We start from the raw sequence: 24,833 nt of genomic DNA on the forward strand, positions 1-24,833 counted from the left end.
AACCTTAAGGGATAAAAATTTATCAAAAACACCAAACAAAATTTATGCAACCATTTGATTTTTAATAATTTTTATTCTTGCAAAAAACCATCGCCTGTCTGCCTTGCCCACAGCGACGCATAAACACCGCCATAAGCAAGCAGCTCATCATGACTGCCCATTTCGACAATTTGCCCCTTATCCATCACCACCAACCTATCCATTGAGGCAATCGTTGATAAACGATGAGCGATGGCAATGACAGTTTTGCCTGCCATCATGTCATCAAGACTGTCCGTGATGGCTTGCTCCACCTCGCTATCTAAGGCACTGGTCGCCTCATCAAGCAACAAAATCGGTGCGTTTTTTAGCATCACTCGGGCGATGGCAATACGCTGCCGCTGACCTCCAGAGAGCTTAACTCCTCGCTCACCCACTTGGGTATCTAGCCCCGTGTTGCCATATTTATCTTGTAGATTTTCAATAAACTCCCACGCATGGGCTGCTTTGGCGGCAGCAATAATCTCATCATCGGTGGCATCAGGGCGGCCATAGGCGATATTTTCTCGCACACTGCGGTGCAATAGCGAAGTATCTTGTGTTACCATGCCAATCTGTGATCGCAATGAATTTTGGCTGACATGGCTAATGTCTTGATTGTCAATACATATTCTGCCACCGTCCAATTCATAAAATCTTAACAGCAGATTAACCAAGCTGGATTTGCCCGCACCACTTCGCCCAACCAACCCGACTTTTTCTCCTGCTTTTATTGATAATGTAAACTTGCTAAATAGTTGCATATTGACATCACGGCGTGCATAATTAAATGTAACATCGTCAAAAATAATATCGCCTGCAACCACTTGTAGCTGTGTCGCATCTGGCTTGTCTACGATGGCGTGCGGTGTGGTTAAGGCAGTCATGCCATCTTGAACCGTGCCAATATGCTCAAGCAATCCTGCTGTCTCCCAAGTAATCCAGTGAATCATGCCCTTTAGTCGCAGTGCGATACCGCTTGCCACCGCAATCGCCCCCACCGTTACCTGCCCAACACTCCACAGATACACACCAACAACCATGCTGCCAACAATCATCACCAGCGACAGCACCTCGATTGTGGTTGCCAATAAGCTCACCCAACGCATCTGGGCATGAACCGTTGTCATGAACTCGTCCATCGCTGTCTTGGCATAGCCCAGCTCTCGTTGCGAATGGCTAAATAACTTCACCGCACCAATGTTGGCATAGGCATCGGTTACTCGCCCTGTCATTAACGCTCGTGCGTCTGCTTGTTTTTCGGCGGTGCGTCTTAGATGTGGTAAGAAAAACTTGATAATCAGTACCGCAAAACCAAACCATAACAAAAATGGCAAAAACAGCCAAAAATCCAACTGAAACAAAATCACGCCACTGGTGATAAGATAAGCTGTAACAAATGCCATCATCTCCACCATGGTCATAATCGCATCACGCACCGACAGTGCTGTTTGCATAACCTTGGCAGAGACACGCCCAGAAAATTCATCTTGATAAAATTGCAATGATTGCCCAAGCATGTGCTTATGAAACCACCACCGCAGTCGCATCGGAAGCACCCCTTGTAGGGTCTGATAATGAATCAAATTGCCCAAAAATTCAGCAAAAATTGACAAAACGCACAATGCCAAAATCACCATGACGGTGCTGCCTTTTTGTTGCCACAGCGTCTGCGGTGTGTAGACAGTCAGCCAGTCAATCACATCTCCAACCCATGCAAACAGCAACGAGCCAAACACCCCCAGCAATACCGCCAGTATCATGCGAATAATAATCCAGCCCCTTGCTCCTTTGGTACACGCCCACAAAAAAGCAAACAAGCCATCTTGGCTGGTTGGCATCGGTGTGTCTGGGTAAGGGTTTAGGCGTTTTTCAAAATAAGAAAACAAAGACATATCGCTCTCTTGGTTATAAAAATACCGCCATTATACCGCATATTATAGGCATGGCAAGCCAGACACACCGCAACATCGAGCCTACATCAATCCACACAGCCAACACGGCAGTCAATCAGTCATCAACACAACCAGCTGGCATTTGATGGTCTTTGGCATAATCACGCACATTTTGGGTAATTTTCATCGAACAAAACTTCGGCCCACACATCGAGCAAAAATGTGCCGATTTGTGTGCTTGCTTGGGCATGGTTTCATCATGCATACTGCGTGCAGTATCAGGGTCTAATGACAGATTAAACTGATCTTCCCAGCGAAATTCAAAGCGTGCTTTTGACAGAGCATTATCACGCACTTGGGCAGCAGGGTGTCCTTTGGCAAGATCTGCAGCATGGGCGGCGATTTTGTAGGCGATAATGCCGTCTTTGACATCTTTTTTATTTGGCAATCCCAAATGCTCCTTTGGGGTTACATAGCACAGCATCGCCGTACCATACCAACCAATCATCGCCGCCCCGATGGCACTGGTAATATGATCATAGCCGGGGGCAATGTCTGTGGTGAGCGGCCCAAGTGTATAAAACGGTGCTTCATGACACAGTTGCAACTGTTGCTGCATATTTTGCCGAATCAGCTGCATCGGCACATGACCCGGCCCTTCTATCATTATCTGTACATCATGTTGCCACGCACGACAGGTTAGCTTGCCCAAAGTAGCAAGCTCGGCAAACTGTGCTTTGTCATTGGCATCTTGGATACAGCCAGGACGCAGCCCATCGCCCAAACTAAAGCTGACATCATACGCTTGCATGATTTGACAAATCTCATCAAAATGTGTGTACAAAAAATTCTCTTGCTTGTGTGCCAAACACCACTGTGCCATGATCGATCCGCCACGGCTAACAATGCCTGTCAAGCGATTGGCGGTCAGTGGTATGTGGTCAAGTAACACCCCTGCATGAATGGTAAAATAATCCACGCCCTGCTCGGCTTGCTCAATCAGCGTATCCCTAAAAATCTCCCACGACAAATCTTCGGCGACACCAAAAACCTTCTCCAATGCCTGATAAATCGGCACAGTGCCAATTGGCACGGGACTGTTGCGGATAATCCATTCACGCGTTTCGTGGATATTTTTGCCTGTGGATAAATCCATGATGGTGTCAGCACCCCAACGAGTCGCCCAAGTCATCTTGGCAACTTCTTCATCAATGCTTGAACCCAGTGCCGAGTTGCCAATATTGGCATTGATTTTTACCAAAAAATTCCGCCCAATAATCATCGGCTCAAGCTCTGTGTGATTGATATTGGCAGGGATAATCGCACGACCTGCGGCAACCTCTTGACGAACAAATTCGGCGGTGATTTCCTGCTGATTATTTGCACCAAAATTCTCTCCCTGATGCTGTCTGGTATCCACGCCCTGTGCTTGGCGTTGATTTTCGCGAATGGCGACATATTCCATCTCAGGCGTGATAATGCCCGCTTTGGCATAGTGCATTTGGGTAACGATACGCCCCTTTTTGGCTCGGCGAGGCTTGGTGATGTGAGCAAAGCGAATATTAGCAGTGGTGATGTCTTTTAGCCGTGCCTTGCCAAAATCCGAACTGGGTTCATCCAAAATTATCGTATCAGCCCTGCTGTCTATCCATGGCTCTCGCAGCTTTGGCAATCCTTGATTTAAATCAATCTGAGCATCAGGGTCGGTATAAACGCCTGAAGTGTCATATACCAAAATCGGTTCATTTTTTGGTGAATTGCCATCAGCCAAGCCCTCTGGGGTATCAGACAGCGTAATCTGGCGAAATGGCACACGAATATCCGCCTGCAAGCCTTGCACATAGACCTTTTTGGACGCAGGCAAAATACGGGTTAAATCTTTGGCATCTTGTTCATGCTGGGTGGATTTGTGCGTATCAAATTTGGCAAAATCATCAACGCTTTCAACACAATATGGCGTGCTGGTACTGCTAGACTGAGTCATGGCATATTCCTTTATGGGTGATTAATTGCAAAAACGCACAAACCAAGCCAACAAAGAAAAGCCAATTTTGGGTACAAACAGATGGGTTTACTTTCATTAACTTGATTCCTACGCAGGTCTTAACCTTCAGGTTCAACGGTATCTGTCTGCAACAACGCTTGGGTTATAAGACAGTCTCAACAGCTTATTGGCTGTACTCCGTCAAGTTATAACAACAGTATAGCACAAATTTTTAGATTGGTTAATTTTTATTCTTTTGGCAAATTGTGTCAATTCTGCACAACTTGTCAATAATACCAGTGCAAGCAGCCAGCGGATTTTACCTTGAATAATTGATTAAATTTTAGCTTGTCAAGCATTGTCATTGCCTGTTATTATATATTTAATTAACCTTTGCCAGTTCGTCTGTGGCAAGGAAATATGGAACAAAAAACCACAAAACAGCTTACAAATTGTGCATGATTGCCCAAATTTGGTGTGGTTTTAAATCGGTTAATTGTGGAATAGTTCATGAAAGTTTTGGTTTTGGGTGGCGGTGTCATCGGCACAACCACAGCGTATTATCTCGCCAAACAAGGCGTAGAGGTTACAGTTGTTGAGCGGCAGCACAATGTTGCCGAAGAGACAAGTTTTGGCAATGCAGGGCAAATATCCCCCGGTTATTCAACACCTTGGGCAGCACCCGGCATTCCGCTAAAAGCTGCCAAATGGCTGCTTGAAAAGCACGCTCCTTTTGCTGTGCGTCCTGATGGTTCACTGTGGCAACTACAATGGGCGATGCAAATGTTTGCCAACTGCAATGCCGATCGTTATAGCATCAACAAAGAACGCATGATGCGAGTCGCCGAATACAGCCGAGACTGCCTGCAACAGTTACGCAAAGACACCAATATCAGCTATGAGCATCGTGAGCGTGGCACGCTACAATTGTTTCGCAAGCAAGCACAGATGGATGTTGTTGGTCGCGATATTGAGGTTTTAAAAGAATGCGGCGTTGATTATCAACTGCTCAACCGCGATGAACTGCCCACCATCGAACCTGCATTAATTCATGCCAAAGATAAGCTGGTTGGCGGCTTAAGACTGCCCAATGACGAAACGGGTGATTGTAATATTTTTACCAAATCCTTGGCAAAAATCGCCGAAGGCTTGGGCGTGAAATTTTTATTCAATACGACCATTGCAGATATCGAACATCAAAACAATGCCATCACGGGCATTATCACCGCAGATGGAGAGCGTTTGACAGCGGATAATTATGTGTTGGCATTTGGTAGCTATTCTCGCCCTTTTGCCGAAAAACTCCAGCTAAAGCTCCCCGTTTATCCTGTCAAAGGCTACTCGCTGACCGTGCCGATTATTGATGAATCGCTCGCCCCTGTCTCTACCGTACTGGACGAAACCTTTAAGATTGCCATCACTCGCTTTGATAATCGCATTCGTGTTGGTGGCATGGCAGAACTAAGCGGATTTAATACCGATTTGCCCATTGCACGCCGCGAAACTCTACAGATGGTCAGCCAAGAGTTGTTTGGCGGTGGTGATTTTGCCAATGCTCGCTTTTGGACAGGTTTGCGTCCAATGACACCAGACGGCACGCCTATTATTGGCGAGAGTCGATTTGCCAATTTATATATCAATACAGGGCATGGCACACTTGGCTGGACGATGGCCTGTGGCTCAGGTCAGCTGATTGCCGACATCATCACGCATACACCGACACAAATTAGCCTTGAGGGGCTGTCTGCCGCTCGTTATAATTAATTTATCATTTAAGGAATATTTATGAGTAATATCATCAAAATTGACAGCAACGATACCCTAAGCGAAATCGCCATTCATAACGGCGTGGTCTATTTGGCAGGGCAAGTGCCTAATGATGACAGCTTGGACATAAAAGGTCAATCTCGTGAGGTTTTTGCCAATATTGATGCCGCCCTTGCCAAAGCAGGTACAGACAAATCAAAAATCCTCTCGGCTCAAGTTTTTATCACCGATTTGGCAAATTTTGCTGATTTTAATGAAGAGTGGAATAACTGGGTCAAAGGTACAACTCCGCCTGCTCGTGCCACCATCGAGGCCAAGCTGGTCAATCCAAACTGGCTGGTTGAGATCATGGTTATTGCCGCAGTCTAAGCCAAGCCGAGTCTTACCACCCCGATTTTGGGGTGGTTTTGTTTCACTTATCAATACCATAATTCTTTGGCACTGAATGTTCCACATGAAACATCACTTGATATATTTTACCTTTAATGGCGGAAAACCATTAAACTCCACCGATGAATAAGAATTGGTATAAGCTCCTGTGGTCAGCCAATACAGCTTATCACCAATCTCAAGGTTCTGTGGCAGTTTGTAAGCAGCATTTTCGTACATAATGTCAGTGCTATCACAGGTTGGCCCTGCCAAGATCACCGTGCCTTTTTCGGTGGCAGTTTCCATTTTTGGTGTATAAACAGGGTATTTAATCGCCTCACCAAGCGTCTCGATTAACCCTTGGAACAGCCCAACATCAGTATAGACCCAGCGGGTTAATTCTGTGCGTGATTTACGGCTAATCAGCACCACTTCAGACACCAGCACGCCACTATCACCAACCATAGAACGGCCCGGCTCTAGGATAATCTCTGGCATTTCATCTTCATCAAAATCCTCAGACAGATAGCGGTGAATCTCTTCGGCGTAGACACTGATTGGGTTCACCTCGCTGATATAATTGGTTGGAAAACCACCGCCCAAATTAATCATTTGCAGTTTAATACCTTCTTCGTATTTCATCCAGTCAAACATATATTTGACCTTCGCCAAAGCATCGTCCCATGCCGCCACATCTTTTTGCTGACTGCCAACATGAAACGAAATGCCATAAGGCACAAGACCCAGATTTTTAGCCTGTACCAACAAATCAATCGCCATATCAGGGTGGCAACCAAACTTACGAGATAGCGGCCACTCGGCAGTATCTGCACCATGCACCAAGATACGCACAAACACCTTTGAACCAGGGGCATTATTGGCAATATTAATCAAATCAGCCTTAGAATCTGTGGCATACAATCTAATGCCCTTTTCATAAGCATATTTGACATGGTCGGCTTTTTTGATGGTGTTGCCATAAGAAATGCGATCAGGCGAAACGCCACAGCCCAGCACACGATCCAATTCATAAATGGACGCACAATCAAAATTTGACCCCAAATCCGCCAAATAATTCACCACCTCAACAGCAGGGCTTGCCTTCATGGCGTAGTGAATTTTTGCCTTTGGAAACAAATTCACCATCTCTTCATACTTGGTCTTAATACGGCTCAAATCCACCACCAAAAGTGGCGTTTCTTCGCCCTTGGCAGCATCGGTGAATTTTTGCCATTGTTGTTTGTCAAAATATTGATCGATTTTAATCATGCTTAGCTCCCTGTTATTAAAGTTATCTGTGCAACAGCCCATCTGTATTGCAATTGTCAATTGTACTTATCACAGATTATCACACAGTTTTTTTGGTTTTAAAATCAAAAACCTGCCATAGTTATTATAGCAGGCTTTTGGGTGTCAGACCATTGTCAGTCATCACGGGTTTTTACCTGCAACAAAGCAATCTCAAAGTACAAATCAGAATGCGGTGGAATTTTGCCCACATGGCGTTCGCCGTAGCCCAAATGAGCAGGCACAACAAGTCTTCTTGTACCGCCAATTCTCATCGGTTCAAATGTTGGCAAATCCAACTCAATGCCCCATTTTTCGCATAATTTTTGACCGATTTTATCGCCCAATATGCCCAAATCCCAGCCTTTTATCACTCGACCTGTGCCGATGACGCACTCAAATCCGTGTTCATTAGACGCATCAAATATCGTGCCATCAGCCAAACGACCTGTATACTGAGCTGTGATTAACGCCCCACGCTCAGCAGCCTTGCCTGTGCCAATCACCACATCCTCTACCACAAACTGTGACATCATCACCACGCCGTTAGTCATTTGTTGGGTTTGCCAGCACCACTTTTACTGTGCGTGTGGTTGTTACTGCTGCGATTTTTGATAATGCTTCATCAACTTGATTGGCAACTGGAGCGGCATCTGCTACCAGATTTGCATCTTTGTTATCAGCGACATCAGCGTCATTTGCAAGCTCAATGGTAACTCTGGCACGACCTTGCGACAAGGGAGCGATTTTGGCAAATGCTCCTTTTGACAAATCCAGTGCAATGCCATATTTACCAAAGCCGCCACGGTCATTGACACGACAAACCACCGATTTGCCATTGGCGACATTGGTAACTTTTAGGCGTGTGCCAAATTTATGCTTATTACTGGCACAAGTCATGGCATTTTGGTTAAAAATTTCGCCACTTGCCGTCTTGCGACCGTGGAATTTGCCGCCGTAATAGGTTGCAACCTGCTGGGCATGTACAGTTGTGGCACTTAGTGCAATCGCCACTGCCAGAAACTTTTTCATGGATTTCTCCTTACAATTCAAACCGCCAATAATAACCAAAAACCGCCAAAAAATATATCTTTTTTGGCGGTCATTGACATTTTTTAACAATGATTATTTAATATTACTCAATTATTGCTGATTTACTACAAAATCCCCAAAAAAGAGCTTTTAATCAGACAAATCAATATACTTTTACATAAGAATCATAAATTTCTACCCTAACTGTCGGGTTGCCACGCACGATTCTTTTGATTACGGCTGGCGATAGGTTGCTTCTTTTTACTTTTTCTTCAAATCTGGCTCGACTATCAGCATCGCCCAGACCGCACTCCCATGAGCCTGCATACGCCCTTTCTTGGCGTAAAATAGCAGCGGCTGCTTTTTTGGTTACAGAATTGCCCAAAAATTTACCACTGGTGTTAAATTTATCATCATTACTAATATAAGTTGTGTAGCTGCAATAATAAGCAAAGCTGCTTGAGCTTATCAATGCCAGTGCAACAGCTGCCAGATATTTTTTCATCATTTTCTCCCAATTGGTTAATAAATACATTATTAAGGAAAAGGCTATCATAATCAAAAAAAAAAAAACAATCTTTATTTTTTAAAAATCACAAAAAAAACCGCCAATTGCTGTCATTGGCGGTTTTGTTATAAAAATTTATACCAAATTATTCCCATTCGATGGTGGCAGGTGGCTTGCTTGATACATCATACACCACGCGTGAGACATCGCGGATTTCGTTCATGATGCGTGTTGAAATTTTATCAACAAGCTCATACGGCAGATGGGCAAAGCGAGCAGTCATAAAATCCACCGTCTCCACTGCACGCAAGGCAATCACCCACGCATAGCGTCTGCCATCACCAACCACGCCAACCGATTTGACAGGCTGAAATACCGCAAAGGCTTGAGCAGTTTTGTCATACCAGCCAGATGCTCTAAGCTCCTGCATAAAAATATCGTCCGCCACACGCAAAATGTCAGCATATTCTTTTTTGACCTCGCCCAAGATACGCACGCCCAATCCCGGACCTGGGAACGGATGACGATAAATCATATGAGCAGGAATGCCCAATGCCACACCAAGTTTACGCACTTCGTCCTTAAACAAATCACGAAGCGGCTCAACCAACTCAAATGCCAAATCGTCAGGCAGCCCGCCCACATTATGATGCGATTTAATCACATGAGCCTTGCCCTGCTTGCTTGCAGCTGACTCAATAACATCAGGATAAATCGTGCCTTGTGCCAAAAATTTCACGCCATCTAACTTGCGTGCCTCTTCGCTAAATACCTCAATAAACTCACGGCCGATGATTTTTCTTTTTGCCTCAGGGTCGGTAACGCCTGCCAAAGCCCCCAAAAATCTCTCTTCGGCATCGGCACGAATGACACGAATGCCCATATTTTCGCCAAACATCTGCATCACTTGATCGCCTTCATTGAGGCGTAGCAAGCCATTATCAACAAATACACAAGTCAGCTGATCGCCAATGGCACGATGCAACAACGCTGCCACCACCGAGCTATCAACACCGCCCGACAGACCCAGCAAAACCTTATTATCACCAATCTGCTGTCTTAATTGAGCAATACGCATCTCAATGATATTGTCAGAATTCCACTCGCTGCCACAACCACAGATTTTATGAACAAAGTTTGCAATCAACTCCACACCTTTGGCGGTATGAGTAACCTCAGGGTGAAACTGCACACCATACAGCTTGCGATTCTCATCACTGGCAGAGGCAAATGGGCAACTTGGCGTACTAGAAGTGCTTACAAACCCTTCAGGAAGGCGGGCAACCTTATCTCCATGGCTCATCCATACTTGGGACTGATTATTTTCATCAGCGATGCCGTGTAGGAGTTTATCTTGATGCGTGATATCAATTTTGGCATAGCCAAATTCATGCACCACACCTGCCTCTACCTTACCGCCCAGCTGCTCTGACATGGTCTGAAATCCATAACAAATACCCAAAACAGGCACGCCCAGCTCAAAAACCACCTGTGGTGCTCGTGGACTGCCCTCAATATGCACACTTTCTGGGCCGCCCGATAAGATTATGCCTTTTGGATTAAAATTGCGGATATCTTCTTCTGAAATGTCATAAGCGTACATTTCACTATATACGCCAGCTTCACGCACACGGCGAGCAATCAACTGGCTGTATTGTGAGCCAAAATCAAGAATTAAAATACGATCAGCGGTGATATTGGTCATGGCAAATAATTTCCGTCTTGGTGTGTAATGAGTGGTTATTTTAGCATTTTTTGGTGATAAAACTAAGGAAAACTGCCACAAATCGCATATTATTCATGGCAAAATTCCAAACAAATTTATAAAACAAAATACCGATTGCTTCATTGCCAATCAAGCATCAATATCTGCATTTAGAGCATTTTCTTCGATAAAAATACGGCGTGGCTCAACATCATCACCCATCAAGCAACTAAATAAATGGTCGGCTTTTATCGCATCTTCGATGGTGATTTTGAGCATACGGCGATTTTCAGGATCCATTGTTGTCTCCCATAACTGCTCTTTGTTCATCTCGCCTAGACCCTTATAACGCTGCACATCAACGCCGCGGCGAGCCGCCAGCATTAATTGCTGCCAAAGATGGTCAAAATCCTTAATCGCCAAATCTTTGTCATTGCGGCGTAAAAAAGCATCTTCGCTTAACACAGTGTTCCATTGAGTGCTAAGCCTTAATAAACGAGCATAATCCGACGATGCCAAAAATCCCAAATCCAGCAGGTATTGTTGTGGCAAACGATGAATATATACCACCACCTTGGGCAGCCACTGGGCATTTTCATCGCCAGAGATAACCTGCTCCAGCTCCACCGTTGCCTCAAGTTTTGGTGCCAGTTGGTTTATTTTATCTTCCAGCAATTTTGCCCATGTGGTCATTTTTTGATAATCGCCAATATCCGCGGTATCAAATTTTGGCACAAAGGTCAAAGCATCAAGCACAGCCGCTGGATATTTTGCTTGCAGTTTGTTTTTGACAACTTGGCTTTGGCTGTAGTCTTTTAGCAACTGCTCAAGAGCCAATCCTGTAACAGGCGGCGTATCTTGGCTGACAAACAACTGATGGTCATCAATTGTTGAGGACAATAAATAAGCATCCAAAGCCTCAGTGTCTTTTAGGTATACTTCCTGCTTGCCACGCTTAACCTTGTACAGTGGTGGCTGGGCGATATAAATATAGCCTCTCTCAATCAATTCAGGCATTTGACGGAAAAAGAAAGTCAAAAGCAAGGTGCGAATATGGCTACCATCGACATCGGCATCGGTCATGATGACAATTTTGTGATAGCGGATTTTATCAGGATTATACTCATCTGGACCAATGCCTGTACCCAGTGCGGTAATCAGCGTACCAACCTCGGCACTGGAGAGCATTTTGTCAAATCTTGCTCTCTCAACATTTAGGATTTTGCCCTTTAATGGCAAAATTGCCTGCATTTTGCGATTGCGACCTTGCTTAGCACTACCACCTGCCGAATCACCCTCGACAATGAATAATTCAGACAATGCAGGGTCTTTTTCTTGACAATCCGCCAACTTGCCGGGCAAACCTGCAATATCAAGCGTACTTTTGCGGCGAGTCATCTCTCGTGCCTTGCGTGCTGCATCGCGTGCCCGTGCCGCCTCGATAATCTTACTGGCGATGGCTTTGGCTGCCGCTGGATTTTCAAGCAAGTATTCAGACAACCTTTCGTGCATGGTTGTCTCAACGGCTGATTTTACCTCGCTTGATACCAGCTTATCTTTGGTTTGGCTGCTAAACTTCGGGTCAGGCACCTTGACCGAGATAATCGCTGTCAGACCCTCGCGTGCATCATCACCTGTTACTTGCACTTTTTCTTTTTTGCCGATATTTTCGCTGTCCATATAGGTATTTAGACAGCGAGTTAATGCCGAACGAAATCCTGACAAATGCGTACCGCCGTCTTTTTGTGGGATATTGTTGGTAAAGCACAGCACTTTTTCGTTATAACTGTCCGACCATTGCAACGCCACCTCAACTCCGATGCCTTCTTGACCATCAGCGGTAAAGTGAAAAATTTCGTTTAAGGTTTGTTTGCCACCATTGATATAATTAACAAATTCTGACAAACCGCCTTTATGCTCAAACACCTCTTTGATGCCTGTACGCTCATCAGTTAGCACAATACGCACGCCAGAGTTCAAAAAAGACAATTCTCGCAAACGCTTGGCAAGAATATCATAATCAAAGGTCGTTACACCCTTAAAAATCTCAAAACTTGGATAAAATCTGACCTGCGTGCCTGTCTGTGATGAAGCTTGTAATCTAGCAAGCGGTGCATCAGCAACCCCATCGGTATAGCTTTGTGTATGTGCAAAACCATCACGCCAAATATTTAATATCAATTTTTTGGACAGGGCATTTACCACCGACACACCAACGCCGTGCAAACCACCTGAAACCTTATAAGAATTATCATCAAACTTACCACCAGCGTGCAGCACAGTCATGATGACCTCTGCCGCCGACACCCCTTCTTCAGGGTGAATATCCACAGGAATACCGCGGCCATTGTCCATCACAGACACCGATTCATCATCATGGACAACAATATTAATCTCATCACAATGACCTGCCAGTGCCTCATCAATGGCATTATCCACCACCTCAAACACCATATGATGCAGACCTGTACCATCGTCAGTATCGCCAATGTACATACCAGGGCGGACACGCACCGCCTCAAGTCCACGCAAAACCCGCACATTTTTGGCGGTGTATTCCGCATTTTGTCCATCGACCTGCTGGCTGCTGCTTGTGGTTTCGGTCATAGCAAATCCTTAAACATAAACTTGAAATAATTTCAGGGTTTTTCCCAAAATATTTAAACAAAATAACGCTTATTATAGCATAAATCAGCCATAGATTGTATCGGTTTTCTAAGCCCAAACACACCTTGTTCTTGATTTTTAAACAGTTATCCAGTTTTTATAAATCCAAACCTATCAGACGAATAATTATTATTAAAATTAAAATACTAATAAAGATTGACTGGTTAATCTGCGTACATAAGAGCAAATTCACCCTGTTTCACATGAAACATATGATAAGATTTTTGTTGATTTTCAGACACATTTTGCCCATTTGATTGGTTGTATTGTTTATTGGTATTATTATCACCAGTGTTATTTAATTGATTGATTTTTAATAATATTTCATCATGAATGGCGTTATTTAAGCTACTGATAATAACCTGACAGGGCAAAGACAGTACCGTATCTAACAATATCGACACAGCCGCAGCATCCAGCTCGGCATCAATATCATCAATCAATACAATCGGTGGATTATCCAACATCACTCTGCCTTGTGCAACAGCATGACAAATTAACTGCAATTGCGACAATCTTAAAGCAGTAATGAGCAGTTTTTTTTCACCTCGTGAAAGAACATGGGTTGCCTGCTCACGAATCTTTTGACCATTTTGATGCTGTATTTTTAGCATAACCGCAACATCAGCACGATGAGCCCCTATGCGAGTATAGCCCAGCTCTATATCTTGTTTTATTCTTTTATTTAGTATATCTAATAAATTATGCTCAGTATCAAACCCTGCCAAATATTGCAAATAAAGTTTATTATGATATGCTGGCAACAGTCTTGCTATCATTCCATCAAAGCATTCAATCCATTGATAAAACACCTCCTCTCTGCATTCGTGCAATGTTTTTGCATAGATTGACAGCTGCTTATCCCAAGCAGCAAGCTGGCTAATGTTTTGATTTATCGCAGGATTTTTTAGTAAAGAATTTCTTTGTTTTAATAATCGCTGATAATGAAGCCAGTGCTGATAAAATTCAGATTTCATATGAAACGCCAACCAATCCAATAATTGTCGTCTCGAGGCACTGCCTTCATCAAGTAAATTCATACCAACAGGGTCAATTAATAAGACTGGCAAATGCAGGCTTAATACACTTTGGCTTGCGACAGGTTGTTCATTAAATCTTAATAATGTATCCGATTTACCAGTCGTATCTATCTTTTTTTGAATTGCCAGAGATACACTTTGTTGTTGCTCACTGGTGGTTGCCCAGATTGTGCAAGATGATTGATGATGACTGATATAACGCTTGGATTCATGATGGCGAAAACTTCTGCCACGAGACAGCAAAAACACCGCTTCCAATAGCGATGTTTTGCCACTGCCATTTTCTCCAATCAACAAATTACACTTAGCCAAATCCAGTACAACTTGGCTAAGGTTTCGTAATTGATGAATTTGTAATTTATTTATCACAACAATCAGGTACTACGCATTGGCATGACAACATACTGATGCAAATCATCACCAATTTGATAAATCAGTGCAGGTGAGCTTGGTTGGTTCATTTGTAGACAAATATCCCCCTCAAGCACATTAAGCACAGCTCGCAGATAGCCTTCATTAAATGTCAGCTCAATCGGATTACCCTCATAGCTAACAGCCAATACCTCCTCTGCCTCGCCATGTGCTTTGTTATTCACCCCCACTTTACAAGAATCAGCATCAGCAAAATTTAACACCACACCGGGATTTTCTTTACTGTTTAATACCGAAATACGACGCAAAACATCAACAGCCTGATCTTTGTTAATGATTGCTTTTTTGTCATTATTGGTTGGTAAAACACGGCGATAATCTGGGAATTTACCCTCAATCAAGCGTGCAGATAAGCTAACTTCAAGCTCTATGGCGGTTTCATCATCAATCAAAGTCAGCCCAACTTGCAAAAATTCACCGTCAAAGCCAAGCTCAACAACACCGTCCTCATCTTGGGTTTTGGCAAGCTCTAATAATAACCGCTCAAGCTCCAACACAGCCTTACCCGGAATAATCACCTGACTGGCTTCATACTGATTGGTCAATAAGCGATGTGCCACCGCCAAACGATGCCCATCTGTTGCCACCGCCGTCAATTTATCACCATCAATATCAAACAACATACCCGTTAGGTAATGACGAACATCTTGGGTTGCCATGGCAAAACGAGTATGATGAATCAAGCTGGTTAAATCATCCTGACTGATGGTTACAACATTGCTCGCCGTTGCCGTACCAATGCTTGGAAAATCAGCCGCTGGCAAAGAACTAAGCACATAGCGACCCTTGCCACTGGTAATCACACAACGCGTGGTATTTTCTGGTGCGTCAATTACCACCGTTTCTTCAGATAATGATTTACAAATACTAAAAAACATTTCGGCAGGCAGAGTTGTCGCCCCTGGCTGAATGCACACGCCTTCAGCAATGGCAAAGCGTGTGGTTAATTCAAGCTCCAAATCCGATGCTGTTAAGGTTAAAAAATTCTCTTCTAGCACCAGTTTGATATTACCCAAAATCACATAGCGATGGCGTTTGTCAGCTGCTTTTACCACCATGTTAATGGCTTTAATTAATAACTCTCGATTGATAGATAATTTCATAAAACTTATACACCATGTTAATCAAAATTAGTAAACAAACCTGCCCTTAGACATATTCAAGCATCATTTTTAGCGAATGATAGTCTTTTTCAATACTAGCATCAATCTCTCTTAGTTCATGAATCTTTTCACAGGCATGCATGACAGTGGTATGATCTCGTCCACCAAATACTTGTCCAATCTCAGGAAAGCTGTCTCTGGTAAGTTCGCGAATCAATGCCATTGCCATCTGTCTTGGGCGGGCAATTTGGCGAGATCGCTTTTTACCAATCAAATCCTTTGGCGATACATCATAATATTTTGCCACCAAATCTCGGATATTTTCAGCATTTAGTGCTTGGATACGCACCTGTATTTGACCTTTGATCGCACGCTTTACAAGCTCAATGCTAATGGGTTCATTGCCCATTAAACTTGCCGCTGCCAATTGCACATTTTTTAATGCACCCTCAAGCCCTCGCACATCAGGTGGTAGGTTTTGAGCCATATAAAACGCACAATCTTTTGGCAAATCAAGATCCAGCACAGCTGCCTTTTTTTCCAAAATTTGCACCCGCATATCCATATCTGGCGGTTCAATCGCCAATTGCAAAAAGGCAGATAATCTGGAAATACCACGATCGCCAAAGCTATCAAGCTGTGAAGGCGGTTTATCCGAGGCAAGAATCAGCTGTTTTTGCTTGCCATGGGTAGAAAAATCATCAACCAAATTCATCAAAACATCGTAGACTTTTGGCCCTGTTTTGACACCAAACATATGCACATCATCAATAATCAGTAAATCATGCTGACATATATTTTTTATCAATTGATCGATTTTTTTTGCATTAAACGCCTTGACTATCTGACTATAAAAATGATCTTTTGTAAAATAACAAAAAGACTTCTCGTATCTATGATAGCGATGGGCAACCGCCTGCATCAAGTGCGTCTTACCAAGCCCTGATGAACCATAAATAAAAATTGGACCATAATTGTGATTACTGTCTCTTTTGGACAACTCATTACAGGCATTATACGCCATAGAATTTGACTTTCCTTTAACAAAGGTATCAAAGGTAAAAGCAGGATCAATTGGCAGCCCTTCAACGGAATTTTTTTTCTTTGCGGTTTTGTTGCTTGCCGCCTGATTGTCAGATTTGGTCGGCGTGGTATTTACCATAACATCGACACGAACTGACTGTATTATTCCTTGACTGATTTTTTGAACAACCTCGGTAATTTTTTCTAAATAATTATTTCTTAAGTGTTTTGCCCACATTGGATTGATAGCAAGCAATACCAACTCACTGCCATCAATCTCTGCTTTTAACTGCTCAATCCACTGATAATATTCTTTTTCTTCCAAGACAAATCGCAGTTCGGTCTGACACTGCCGCCATAATGCCTCATTTTCAACCTGATTCATAACCTGCCCTACAATTTTATCTTTATCAATCAGCCTATTGCTTATCTGCTTGGCTGTATTTTAATCAATATAACCATCGCCTGTTTAAACTCATCACAAGCGTGAGTAAATAGTACCATATTTTACCCAAATAGCAAGCATTATTTTTGTGGATAACTTTATGAATAACTCTGTGGATAACTTAAAATTGCCAATTTTCCCCAAAAATAAAACAAATTATTAACATTAATTTCCACAATATAAATATATGATTTTTATCAAAAAAATTAAGTTTTCCCCAAAAATTTTTAGCTTTATTATTATTATATTTATCTATATATTTTAATAATAGCTCGATTACAAATCTGTGGATAACTTTTTTGAAAAGTTGGCAACTAACAAAAACAATATAAATTTTCTAGCCGAAAATAAAGATAAAATTTTAAGGCAGTAATCTTAAAATCAGCTGTTAATTTTTTAAATATTGACCTAATAATTTTATTTTGTTATAATTAAAAGGTTTTCTATCTTTTAGAGCGAAAACATTAACTAGTTAATTATCATTGTTGTTTGTCGTACTACGAACAACACCGCTTGCTTTTCAAGCATCAACATCTTAAGGTGAATTATGAAGCGTACATTTCAACCAAGCGTTTTAAAACGCAAACGCACTCATGGTTTTCGTGCTCGCATGGCAACCAAAAAAGGCCGTCAAGTCTTGGCTCGCCGTCGTGCAAAAGGTCGTCATCGCTTGACCGTATAAGCGAAAATCAAAAGCACCGAATTTGCGGTGCTTTTTTGTGCCTAAAATTTGCTAAAATAACCAAAGTGGTTTGTGGCAACATAAAATCAAGCCTGACAAGTATATCACGATAAATAACAATCATCAGAAAAAAATGACCAATTTTCAAAAACAGCATCGATTATTAAAACCTGCCGAATTTAAGGCGGTGTTTGATAAGCCAATAAAAAAAATTCACAGCACACATTTGTTGATTTTTGTTGGTGAATCAATATGCCCACAAGCACGACTTGGGCTTGCCATCACCAAAAAAAAGCTCAAAAATGCCGTTGATCGCAATTGTCTGAAACGGCTGGTGCGTGAGAATTTTCGCCATGTTAGAGATGATATTTTGCCAATTGATATGGTGGTGATTGTTAAATCTGGCTATCAAAGAGAGTTTGATATCGCCCAAGAAATCACCGAATTATTTAGAAAAATTAAAAAGATGTACAGAATTGAAAAGGTGTGAAATTTTATAATTGATAAGATATGATAAAAAATCTAATTTTGTGGATTATCAATAGTTATCGGCGATATATCAGTATCATAATCCCTGCCAGATGTCGTTATTATCCCAGCTGTTCGTTGTATGGCAAGCAAGCGATGCTATGGCATGATACAACCAAAGGCTTGTGGTTGGTGATACGCCGTGTTGCAAGCTGCCACCCTTGGGGTGGTTCGGGTGTTGATTTTGTTCCTCTGCCGCTGTATCGTTACCATTATCAGATTTCATCATTAACTGTGTGTAAGGTCGCCTGTGATAACACCAGTTATGTTGCTAGATTAAATTTTTTAATGAATAAATAAATTTTGATTAAATAATTTTAATAAAATATCATGTTAAATGGGTGGGTTTTCTTATATTTACCCTGCTAAGAGCTGGTTTTTCTAGGATTTTTAAATTATTTTTAGTACAATAGAAAGTTTTGAGATAAATTGGCTTTTATTTTATAGCTCGTGGATTCATTTTATGCAAAAAATTCTTAGGATTTTAATCATTGTGGCGATGCTGATTACGGCGTATTTGCTGATTTTGGCTTGGCGTGATGATTATGCAGGCAAGCCTGCAACAACTCAGCCTGTGGCAACACAAAGCAGCAATACGGATATACCAAGCAGTCAAGCTGCTGGCGATGTACCAACGCTGACTGCTGGCACTGTGGCAGATTCAACCAATCAGCAAGGCAATCTTATCAGCGTTAGCACAGATTTGTATGACATAAAAATCAACCCTGTTGGCGGGGATATTGTTTATGCTGCACTCAAGCAATACAATGCAACCAAGGACAGTAGTGAGCCTTTTGTACTGCTTGAACAAAACGCCACGCGTACTTATGTGGCACAGTCTGGTCTGACTGGCAAAGATGGTGTGGATACTGCCGAAGGTCGTGCGTTTTATAGCAGTTCTCGCAGCAGTTACGAGCTAAATCCTGCAGCAGGCTCGTTGCAAGTACCATTGGTTCTGCAAAAAGATGGGGTAACAATTACCAAAACTTATACATTTAATGCAGGTCAATATCCTATTAATTTAAGCTACAATATTAACAATAATTCAACCAAGCCTTGGCAAGGGCAAATGTACGCACAATTAAAGCGTGATGGCAGTTCAGATCCAGGTTTGGACGACAAGGGCATGCTTGGCTTGGCAACATACTTGGGTGGTGCTTGGGGTGTACCAGCAGATCCTTATAATAAGCTAAAATTTGGCGATTTTGGCGATGGTTTAAATGTTGGCAGTAAAGATGGTTGGGTGGCAATCGTTCAGCATTATTTTGTGTCTGCATGGACGCCGTCTAATAGTTTTGATGCGAAATTTTTTGCACGCACAACAGGCAATGATTATTTTATTGGTTATAATAGCCCAATTATCAATGTTGCCGCCAATAAGCAAATCACTCTAAATAGCACCTTGTACGCAGGGCCTAAAGTGCAGTCGCAGTTGGCACCAGTGGCCGAAGGGTTGAATCAAACGGTTGATTATGGATTGCTATGGCCAATCTCAAAGGTGTTATTTGCTATTTTGGATAACATCCACAAAGTGCTTGGCAACTGGGGTTGGTCGATTATTGTACTGACTTTGATTGTCAAAATTGCTTTATTTTGGCTGTCAAATAAAAGCTATGTTTCTATGGCAAAAATGCGTGCCATTGCACCAAAATTACAAGCTCTAAAAGATAAGCATGGCGATGATCGCATGGCAATGAGCCAAGAAATGATGCAGATTTATCGTGATGAAAAAGTAAATCCAATGGCGGGCTGCTTGCCGATTTTCTTACAAATGCCGATTTTCCTTGCACTGTACTGGGTGTTGGTTGAGTCTGTTGAATTGCGTCATGCACCTTGGATTTTGTGGATTAAGGATTTGTCTGCAATGGATCCATGGTTTATTTTGCCGATTTTTATGGGCGTAACCATGTTTGTGCAACAGTTATTAAACCCACAGCCAACCGACCCGATGCAGGCGAAAATGATGAAAATTTTACCTGTGATTTTTGCGGTATTTATGCTGTGGTTCCCAGCAGGTTTGGTGTTGTACTGGACGGTTAATAACTTGTTTAGCATGACTCATCAGCATATTGTTAATAAGCGAATCGAAAAACAAATGCAGCAGCGTGTATAAGACACAAACCCCATGATTTCATGGGGTTTTTTATTGCCATAAAATTATCAAAATCAAATTAATTGCAAAATCACCAAAAAATTAGATGGTGTATTAAAACTAATTCGGCACCAATTTATTTGATGGAATATTTTAATTGCTCCTATAAAAGTGATACAATAAAAGGTTAAATAATAACAAATCGATATTTATGAGCATTATTCAACAGCCAACCATCGCCGCCATCGCCACGCCCATCGGACAAGGAGGGGTGGGGATTATCCGTTTGTCTGGCAAAGATGCCTATCAAATAGGCTGTGCCATCACAAAAAGACAAAGCCTTAGCCCTAGAGTGGTATATTTTGGTAGTTTTTTTGGTTCTGATGGTGTGATTGATGAAGGGGTGATTATTTATTTTAAGGCTCCTCATTCATTCACAGGTGAAGATGTTGTGGAGCTGCAAGGGCATGGCGGCATGATATTACAAAATATGCTGCTGGCAAGGCTGTTTGAGCTGGGTGCTCGTCAGGCTACAGCGGGTGAATTTTCTTACCGTGCTTTTGAAAATGATAAGATTGATTTGGTGCAAGCTGAAGCGATCAGCGATGCCATTTCGGCAACTTCGGTGGCTCAAGCCAGCAGTGCTATCCGCTCACTTTCTGGAGAATTTTCAAATAAAATCAATGATTTATCTGAAAAATTAACACAGCTAAGATTATATGTTGAGGCGGCAATAGACTTTCCTGATGAGGAAGATGTTGATTTTTTGTCCGATGGCGTTATTGAGAAGAAGATAAATCTAATATTATCAGGCGTTGATGATATTTTGGCGACCGCCAAGCAGGGGCAGTTATTACGAGATGGGGTTCATGTGGTGTTGGCAGGTAGGCCTAATGCTGGCAAATCCAGCCTGCTTAATCGCCTGTCTGGTACACAAAGAGCCATTGTTACCGATATTGCAGGCACTACTCGCGATACACTTGAAGAAACACTGGTTCTGGACGGCTTGACTGTGCATTTGACAGATACGGCTGGCTTGCGTGATACCACAGATCAGGTCGAAAAAATCGGTATTGAGCGTGCTTTTGATGCCATAAATAAAGCAGATATTTTGCTAATGGTCTATGATGTCAGTGTAGAAAATGACCCACTTGCACTGGCAAAATCATTGTTTAGTGAGGGTTTGCCAGAGGTAAACATAGAGGAAATTTTTGCAAAAAAACTTGTTCTTGTTGCTAATAAATGTGATTTATTGACAACAAAACCCAGCAGTTATGTTTCATGTGAAACAGAAAATTTACCAAAAACTGTATATGTTTCATGTGAAACTTCCGAAGGTATTACGCAATTAATTGATTTATTGAAAGAAAAAGTCGGTTTTCATCCGCCAGAAAACAGCCTGATTGCACGCACTCGTCATCTTGATGCACTAAAGCGTGCCAAACAGCATATATTGCAAGCACATGAGCAATTGGTTTATTATCATGCAGGTGAATTGGTGGCTGATAGCTTAAGACAAGCACAGCAATCTTTGGGTGAAATTACAGGTCAGATGAGTGCCGATGAATTGTTGGGAAAAATTTTCTCAAGTTTTTGTATTGGCAAATGATAAAAAAAATGAGCGGTTTTATTTTATTTTTCTAAAAAATTAAAATGATAAAATTATGCTAATTTTTTATTATTATATTGTTTTTCTAAACAAATAAAATTAAAAGGATGGTTATGCATTGCCCTTTTTGCAATACAGATGATACAAAAGTAACCGACTCTAGGTTAGCGGCAGCTGGTGCCCAAGTACGCCGTCGTCGTCAATGCGTGGCGTGTGGTGAGAGGTTTACAACTTTTGAGATTTGTGAGATTGTGATGCCTCGCATTATCAAGTCAAGTGGTCGTATTGAACCCTATGATCAAAATAAATTGCGTCGTTCAATTTCGTTGCCATTGCAAAAAAGACCTGTCAGCAGCGATGAGCTGGAGGCAAGCATTAGTCGTATTGAGCATTCGCTGCGTACGCTGGGAGAAAGAGAGGTTGCCAGCAAAGTATTGGGCGAGATTGTCATGAAGCAACTTCAAGATTTGGATGATGTTGCTTATGTACGCTTTGCGAGTGTCTATAGAGATTTTCAAGATATTGGGCAGTTTCGTGCAGAGCTTGACAAAATAAATTTACCAAAAGATGTTGAAGAATCATGAATACAGCAATCATGCAGGCAGATGATGCATATTATATGACGCTGGCAATCAAGCAGGCATGGCAAGGTATTTATACCACACGACCGAACCCTGCTGTAGGGTGTGTGATTGTCAAAGATGGCATGGTTGTCGGTCAGGGATTTCATCCGAAGGCAGGTCAGCCCCATGCGGAGGTTTTTGCCTTGCAAGATGCTTATAATAAAGGTTGTGATGTTGTAGGAGCAACGGCGTATGTAACACTTGAGCCTTGTAGCCACACAGGTCGTACACCTCCTTGTGCTGATGCTTTGATTGAGGCAAAAATTGGGCGTGTGGCAATTGCCAATGTTGATCCCAATCCGCAAGTTGCTGGTTCTGGCATAGCTAAGCTTCAGGCTGCTGGTATAACTGTTGATGTGGGTGTATGCTCTGATGAAGCTGCCGAGCTTAATCGAGGGTTTTTTAAGGCAATGCAGTGGCAAATGCCTTATGTGCGTCTGAAGGTTGCAGCCAGTCTTGATGGTCGAACAGCAATGGCATCTGGTGAATCCAAGTGGATTACAGGAGAGCAGGCTCGAGAAGATGTACAAAAGCTGCGTGCTAGAAGTGCTGCGATTATTACAGGTTCTGGTACTGTAATTGCTGACAACCCTGCTTTGTCTGTACGCAGCCAGCTGCTTGGTGTGGATGTTGCACAGATACCCACCCCAAAGATTGTTGTGATAGATCGCAGTCAAAAACTAAGCATAGGTGATGATTTTCAGGTATTGCGTGATGATAACACCTTATTGTGGCGGCAGGATATATTGACGCTACTGAAGACTTTGGTGCAAAAATATCAATGCTATGATGTACTGGTGGAGGCAGGGGCGAGACTGTCAGCGACATTCATTCAGCAAAATTTGGTTGATGAATTAATTGTTTATCAATCTCCTTGTATTTTGGGCAGTTCAGCACGAGCGATGTTTGATTTTAATGTTGATAATTTATCCGAACGCCAACAATTTTGGTTGCAATCAATCAACCACATAGGGCGTGATTTGCGTTTGGTCTACCGTAGATAATTTTATTGGAAGTTTTAAAATATTGTAAAAACTTATACACAGTTGATATAAGTGATAATTTATCAAATCGGGTGAAATTTTCTATTATTTTGGCTGTGTATAATTATCAAAAATAAGATAAAATTTTATTTTGTTATTTATACAATTATTTGATTTTTATATATTTTTTATAAAAAATTTCTCTGATTGTTGTCAGAAAAATAAACTGTGGATAATTTTATTGTAAAAATAAAAACCCATAATGGCTGCTATAACCAAGATAATTATCCACAAGAAAATCGAGGTAAATATGTTTACAGGTATCATAGAAACCACTGGCAAAATTAAAGCAATTAATCAGCTTGGCGGTGATATTGAATTGATTATTCATGCACCTGATTTGGATTTTTCTGATGTAAAATTGGGTGATTCTATAGCATCAAATGGCATCTGCCTGACGGTCGTATCGGTTGCTAAAGATATGTATAGTGTTGATGTTTCACGGGAAACATTAAGCAAATCCGCCTTAAAAAATTGGCGTGTGGGAGATGTTGTTAATCTTGAAAAAGCAATGTTGCCTACCACTCGCTTTGGGGGGCATATTGTTGCAGGCCATGTAGACGGCGTGGGAGTAATAAAACATATTGCCAAAGATGCCCGTTCTGTCTATATTGAGATAGAAATCCCTGCCGAGTTCATGCATTACACTGCAGACAAAGGCTCAATTACAGTGGATGGGATTAGCCTAACAACCAATATGATTAAGCCTGAACAAAATCTAGTATGCTTAAATATTATTCCTCATACTGCTGAGCGTACAAATATCGCATATCATTGGACGGTGGGTGCATTGGTGAATATTGAGGTTGATTTGCTTGCTAGATATTTAGAACGACTTTTGCATAAAAAATCAGGTAAAAATACAGCTGGTAATATCACAGAAGAAATGCTGAATAAGGCTGGATTTTATTTATAATTATTAAGTTATTTTTAACAATAAACAGTCTATTGTTTTTATCGTATTAATTTTTATTTTTCATA

21 protein-coding genes and 1 riboswitch are annotated in these 24,833 nt (G+C 42.0%); of the genes, 10 read left to right on the forward strand and 11 right to left on the reverse strand.

Going from position 1 to position 24,833, the window contains the following annotated elements; translation table 11 throughout:
- Positions 1-71: 71 nt before the first annotated feature.
- Both EL162_RS02425 and thiC read right to left on the reverse strand, forming a co-directional pair.
- Positions 72-1,913 carry an ABC transporter ATP-binding protein gene (locus EL162_RS02425; RefSeq protein ID WP_126329835.1) on the reverse strand — a complete coding sequence of 614 codons (1,842 nt, stop codon included), beginning with the start codon at positions 1,911-1,913 and terminating at the stop codon, positions 72-74.
- A gap of 115 nt (positions 1,914-2,028) precedes the next feature.
- Positions 2,029-3,897 (reverse strand): phosphomethylpyrimidine synthase ThiC, encoded by a 1,869-nt coding sequence (gene thiC, locus EL162_RS02430; RefSeq protein ID WP_126329837.1) that lies wholly within the window; start codon positions 3,895-3,897, stop codon positions 2,029-2,031.
- Between the two features lie 88 nt (positions 3,898-3,985).
- Positions 3,986-4,108, reverse strand: a riboswitch (TPP riboswitch).
- Positions 4,109-4,407: 299 nt separating this feature from the next.
- On the opposite strand from thiC, the gene EL162_RS02435 reads away from it, so the two are divergent.
- Together EL162_RS02435 and EL162_RS02440 are read left to right on the forward strand one after the other, a co-directional pair.
- Positions 4,408-5,661, forward strand: a complete 1,254-nt coding sequence (locus EL162_RS02435; protein WP_126329839.1) for a D-amino acid dehydrogenase — start codon at positions 4,408-4,410, stop codon at positions 5,659-5,661.
- 21 nt (positions 5,662-5,682) lie between these two features.
- Entirely contained in the window at positions 5,683-6,033 is a 351-nt protein-coding gene (locus EL162_RS02440) for a RidA family protein (RefSeq protein WP_076554649.1), read from the forward strand.
- Between the two features lie 93 nt (positions 6,034-6,126).
- On the opposite strand, the gene EL162_RS02445 is transcribed toward EL162_RS02440, so the two are convergent.
- The 9 genes from EL162_RS02445 to dnaA all read right to left on the reverse strand — a co-directional run bounded on the left by EL162_RS02445 (position 6,127) and on the right by dnaA (position 17,215).
- A complete protein-coding gene (locus EL162_RS02445) occupies positions 6,127-7,302 on the reverse strand; it encodes a type III PLP-dependent enzyme (RefSeq protein WP_076554644.1) in 1,176 nt (391 codons plus the stop codon).
- A 155-nt stretch (positions 7,303-7,457) separates the two neighbouring features.
- Positions 7,458-7,856 (reverse strand): FKBP-type peptidyl-prolyl cis-trans isomerase, encoded by a 399-nt coding sequence (locus EL162_RS02450; RefSeq protein WP_126329841.1) that lies wholly within the window; start codon positions 7,854-7,856, stop codon positions 7,458-7,460.
- Positions 7,857-7,866: 10 nt separating this feature from the next.
- Positions 7,867-8,352, reverse strand: coding sequence for a septal ring lytic transglycosylase RlpA family protein (locus EL162_RS02455; protein WP_126329843.1), 486 nt, complete (start codon positions 8,350-8,352; stop codon positions 7,867-7,869).
- Between the two features lie 163 nt (positions 8,353-8,515).
- Complete coding sequence (locus EL162_RS02460) at positions 8,516-8,860, reverse strand: hypothetical protein (RefSeq protein ID WP_126329845.1); 345 nt, start codon at positions 8,858-8,860, stop codon at positions 8,516-8,518.
- 145 nt (positions 8,861-9,005) lie between these two features.
- Positions 9,006-10,565: a glutamine-hydrolyzing GMP synthase gene (gene guaA, locus EL162_RS02465; RefSeq protein WP_126329847.1), complete on the reverse strand. Its 1,560-nt coding sequence runs from the start codon at positions 10,563-10,565 to the stop codon at positions 9,006-9,008.
- 150 nt (positions 10,566-10,715) lie between these two features.
- Positions 10,716-13,172 carry a DNA topoisomerase (ATP-hydrolyzing) subunit B gene (gene gyrB, locus EL162_RS02470; protein WP_126329849.1) on the reverse strand — a complete coding sequence of 819 codons (2,457 nt, stop codon included), beginning with the start codon at positions 13,170-13,172 and terminating at the stop codon, positions 10,716-10,718.
- A 224-nt stretch (positions 13,173-13,396) separates the two neighbouring features.
- Positions 13,397-14,641: a DNA replication/repair protein RecF gene (gene recF, locus EL162_RS02475; RefSeq protein ID WP_126329851.1), complete on the reverse strand. Its 1,245-nt coding sequence runs from the start codon at positions 14,639-14,641 to the stop codon at positions 13,397-13,399.
- Between the two features lie 5 nt (positions 14,642-14,646).
- Entirely contained in the window at positions 14,647-15,807 is a 1,161-nt protein-coding gene (gene dnaN / locus EL162_RS02480) for a DNA polymerase III subunit beta (RefSeq protein ID WP_126329853.1), read from the reverse strand.
- Between the two features lie 46 nt (positions 15,808-15,853).
- Positions 15,854-17,215: a chromosomal replication initiator protein DnaA gene (dnaA, locus tag EL162_RS02485; protein ID WP_126329855.1), complete on the reverse strand. Its 1,362-nt coding sequence runs from the start codon at positions 17,213-17,215 to the stop codon at positions 15,854-15,856.
- A 607-nt stretch (positions 17,216-17,822) separates the two neighbouring features.
- Here dnaA and rpmH point away from each other — a divergent pair.
- From rpmH to EL162_RS02525, 8 genes are all read left to right on the forward strand, one after another.
- The gene (gene rpmH, locus EL162_RS02490) at positions 17,823-17,957 is read left to right on the forward strand and encodes a 50S ribosomal protein L34 (RefSeq protein WP_003662232.1); all 135 of its coding nucleotides are present in this window, start codon (positions 17,823-17,825) and stop codon (positions 17,955-17,957) included.
- Positions 17,958-18,090: 133 nt separating this feature from the next.
- Positions 18,091-18,447, forward strand: coding sequence for a ribonuclease P protein component (gene rnpA, locus EL162_RS02495; protein WP_126329857.1), 357 nt, complete (start codon positions 18,091-18,093; stop codon positions 18,445-18,447).
- 20 nt (positions 18,448-18,467) lie between these two features.
- The gene (gene yidD, locus EL162_RS02500) at positions 18,468-18,785 is read left to right on the forward strand and encodes a membrane protein insertion efficiency factor YidD (RefSeq protein WP_076554635.1); all 318 of its coding nucleotides are present in this window, start codon (positions 18,468-18,470) and stop codon (positions 18,783-18,785) included.
- A gap of 163 nt (positions 18,786-18,948) precedes the next feature.
- Positions 18,949-20,598, forward strand: a complete 1,650-nt coding sequence (gene yidC, locus EL162_RS02505; protein ID WP_126329859.1) for a membrane protein insertase YidC — start codon at positions 18,949-18,951, stop codon at positions 20,596-20,598.
- Positions 20,599-20,782: 184 nt separating this feature from the next.
- Positions 20,783-22,186, forward strand: coding sequence for a tRNA uridine-5-carboxymethylaminomethyl(34) synthesis GTPase MnmE (gene mnmE / locus EL162_RS02510; protein ID WP_126329861.1), 1,404 nt, complete (start codon positions 20,783-20,785; stop codon positions 22,184-22,186).
- A gap of 113 nt (positions 22,187-22,299) precedes the next feature.
- Positions 22,300-22,770 (forward strand): transcriptional regulator NrdR, encoded by a 471-nt coding sequence (gene nrdR / locus EL162_RS02515; RefSeq protein WP_076554632.1) that lies wholly within the window; start codon positions 22,300-22,302, stop codon positions 22,768-22,770.
- Positions 22,767-23,813 (forward strand): bifunctional diaminohydroxyphosphoribosylaminopyrimidine deaminase/5-amino-6-(5-phosphoribosylamino)uracil reductase RibD, encoded by a 1,047-nt coding sequence (gene ribD, locus EL162_RS02520; RefSeq protein ID WP_126329863.1) that lies wholly within the window; start codon positions 22,767-22,769, stop codon positions 23,811-23,813. The genes nrdR and ribD overlap by 4 nt, the downstream gene beginning before the upstream one ends.
- A 289-nt stretch (positions 23,814-24,102) precedes the next feature.
- Positions 24,103-24,768, forward strand: coding sequence for a riboflavin synthase (locus EL162_RS02525; protein WP_126329865.1), 666 nt, complete (start codon positions 24,103-24,105; stop codon positions 24,766-24,768).
- Positions 24,769-24,833 lie beyond the last annotated feature (65 nt).

The sequence above is a fragment of the Moraxella cuniculi genome (assembly GCF_900637105.1).
Classification (GTDB): domain Bacteria; phylum Pseudomonadota; class Gammaproteobacteria; order Pseudomonadales; family Moraxellaceae; genus Moraxella; species Moraxella cuniculi.

What these genes read in the sequence shown, in the direction of transcription:
- nrdR (WP_076554632.1), top strand. Translation starts at nt 22,300, where the DNA reads ATGCATTGCCCTTTTTGCAATACAGATGATACAAAAGTAACCGACTCT.
- EL162_RS02445 (WP_076554644.1), bottom strand. Translation starts at nt 7,302, where the DNA reads ATGATTAAAATCGATCAATATTTTGACAAACAACAATGGCAAAAATTC.
- EL162_RS02460 (WP_126329845.1), bottom strand. Translation starts at nt 8,860, where the DNA reads ATGATGAAAAAATATCTGGCAGCTGTTGCACTGGCATTGATAAGCTCA.
- ribD (WP_126329863.1), top strand. Translation starts at nt 22,767, where the DNA reads ATGAATACAGCAATCATGCAGGCAGATGATGCATATTATATGACGCTG.
- yidC (WP_126329859.1), top strand. Translation starts at nt 18,949, where the DNA reads ATGCAAAAAATTCTTAGGATTTTAATCATTGTGGCGATGCTGATTACG.
- guaA (WP_126329847.1), bottom strand. Translation starts at nt 10,565, where the DNA reads ATGACCAATATCACCGCTGATCGTATTTTAATTCTTGATTTTGGCTCA.
- EL162_RS02425 (WP_126329835.1), bottom strand. Translation starts at nt 1,913, where the DNA reads ATGTCTTTGTTTTCTTATTTTGAAAAACGCCTAAACCCTTACCCAGAC.
- thiC (WP_126329837.1), bottom strand. Translation starts at nt 3,897, where the DNA reads ATGACTCAGTCTAGCAGTACCAGCACGCCATATTGTGTTGAAAGCGTT.
- EL162_RS02455 (WP_126329843.1), bottom strand. Translation starts at nt 8,352, where the DNA reads ATGAAAAAGTTTCTGGCAGTGGCGATTGCACTAAGTGCCACAACTGTA.
- dnaN (WP_126329853.1), bottom strand. Translation starts at nt 15,807, where the DNA reads ATGAAATTATCTATCAATCGAGAGTTATTAATTAAAGCCATTAACATG.
- gyrB (WP_126329849.1), bottom strand. Translation starts at nt 13,172, where the DNA reads ATGACCGAAACCACAAGCAGCAGCCAGCAGGTCGATGGACAAAATGCG.
- EL162_RS02450 (WP_126329841.1), bottom strand. Translation starts at nt 7,856, where the DNA reads ATGATGTCACAGTTTGTGGTAGAGGATGTGGTGATTGGCACAGGCAAG.
- EL162_RS02440 (WP_076554649.1), top strand. Translation starts at nt 5,683, where the DNA reads ATGAGTAATATCATCAAAATTGACAGCAACGATACCCTAAGCGAAATC.
- yidD (WP_076554635.1), top strand. Translation starts at nt 18,468, where the DNA reads ATGATAAAAAATCTAATTTTGTGGATTATCAATAGTTATCGGCGATAT.
- EL162_RS02435 (WP_126329839.1), top strand. Translation starts at nt 4,408, where the DNA reads ATGAAAGTTTTGGTTTTGGGTGGCGGTGTCATCGGCACAACCACAGCG.
- rpmH (WP_003662232.1), top strand. Translation starts at nt 17,823, where the DNA reads ATGAAGCGTACATTTCAACCAAGCGTTTTAAAACGCAAACGCACTCAT.
- dnaA (WP_126329855.1), bottom strand. Translation starts at nt 17,215, where the DNA reads ATGAATCAGGTTGAAAATGAGGCATTATGGCGGCAGTGTCAGACCGAA.
- rnpA (WP_126329857.1), top strand. Translation starts at nt 18,091, where the DNA reads ATGACCAATTTTCAAAAACAGCATCGATTATTAAAACCTGCCGAATTT.
- EL162_RS02525 (WP_126329865.1), top strand. Translation starts at nt 24,103, where the DNA reads ATGTTTACAGGTATCATAGAAACCACTGGCAAAATTAAAGCAATTAAT.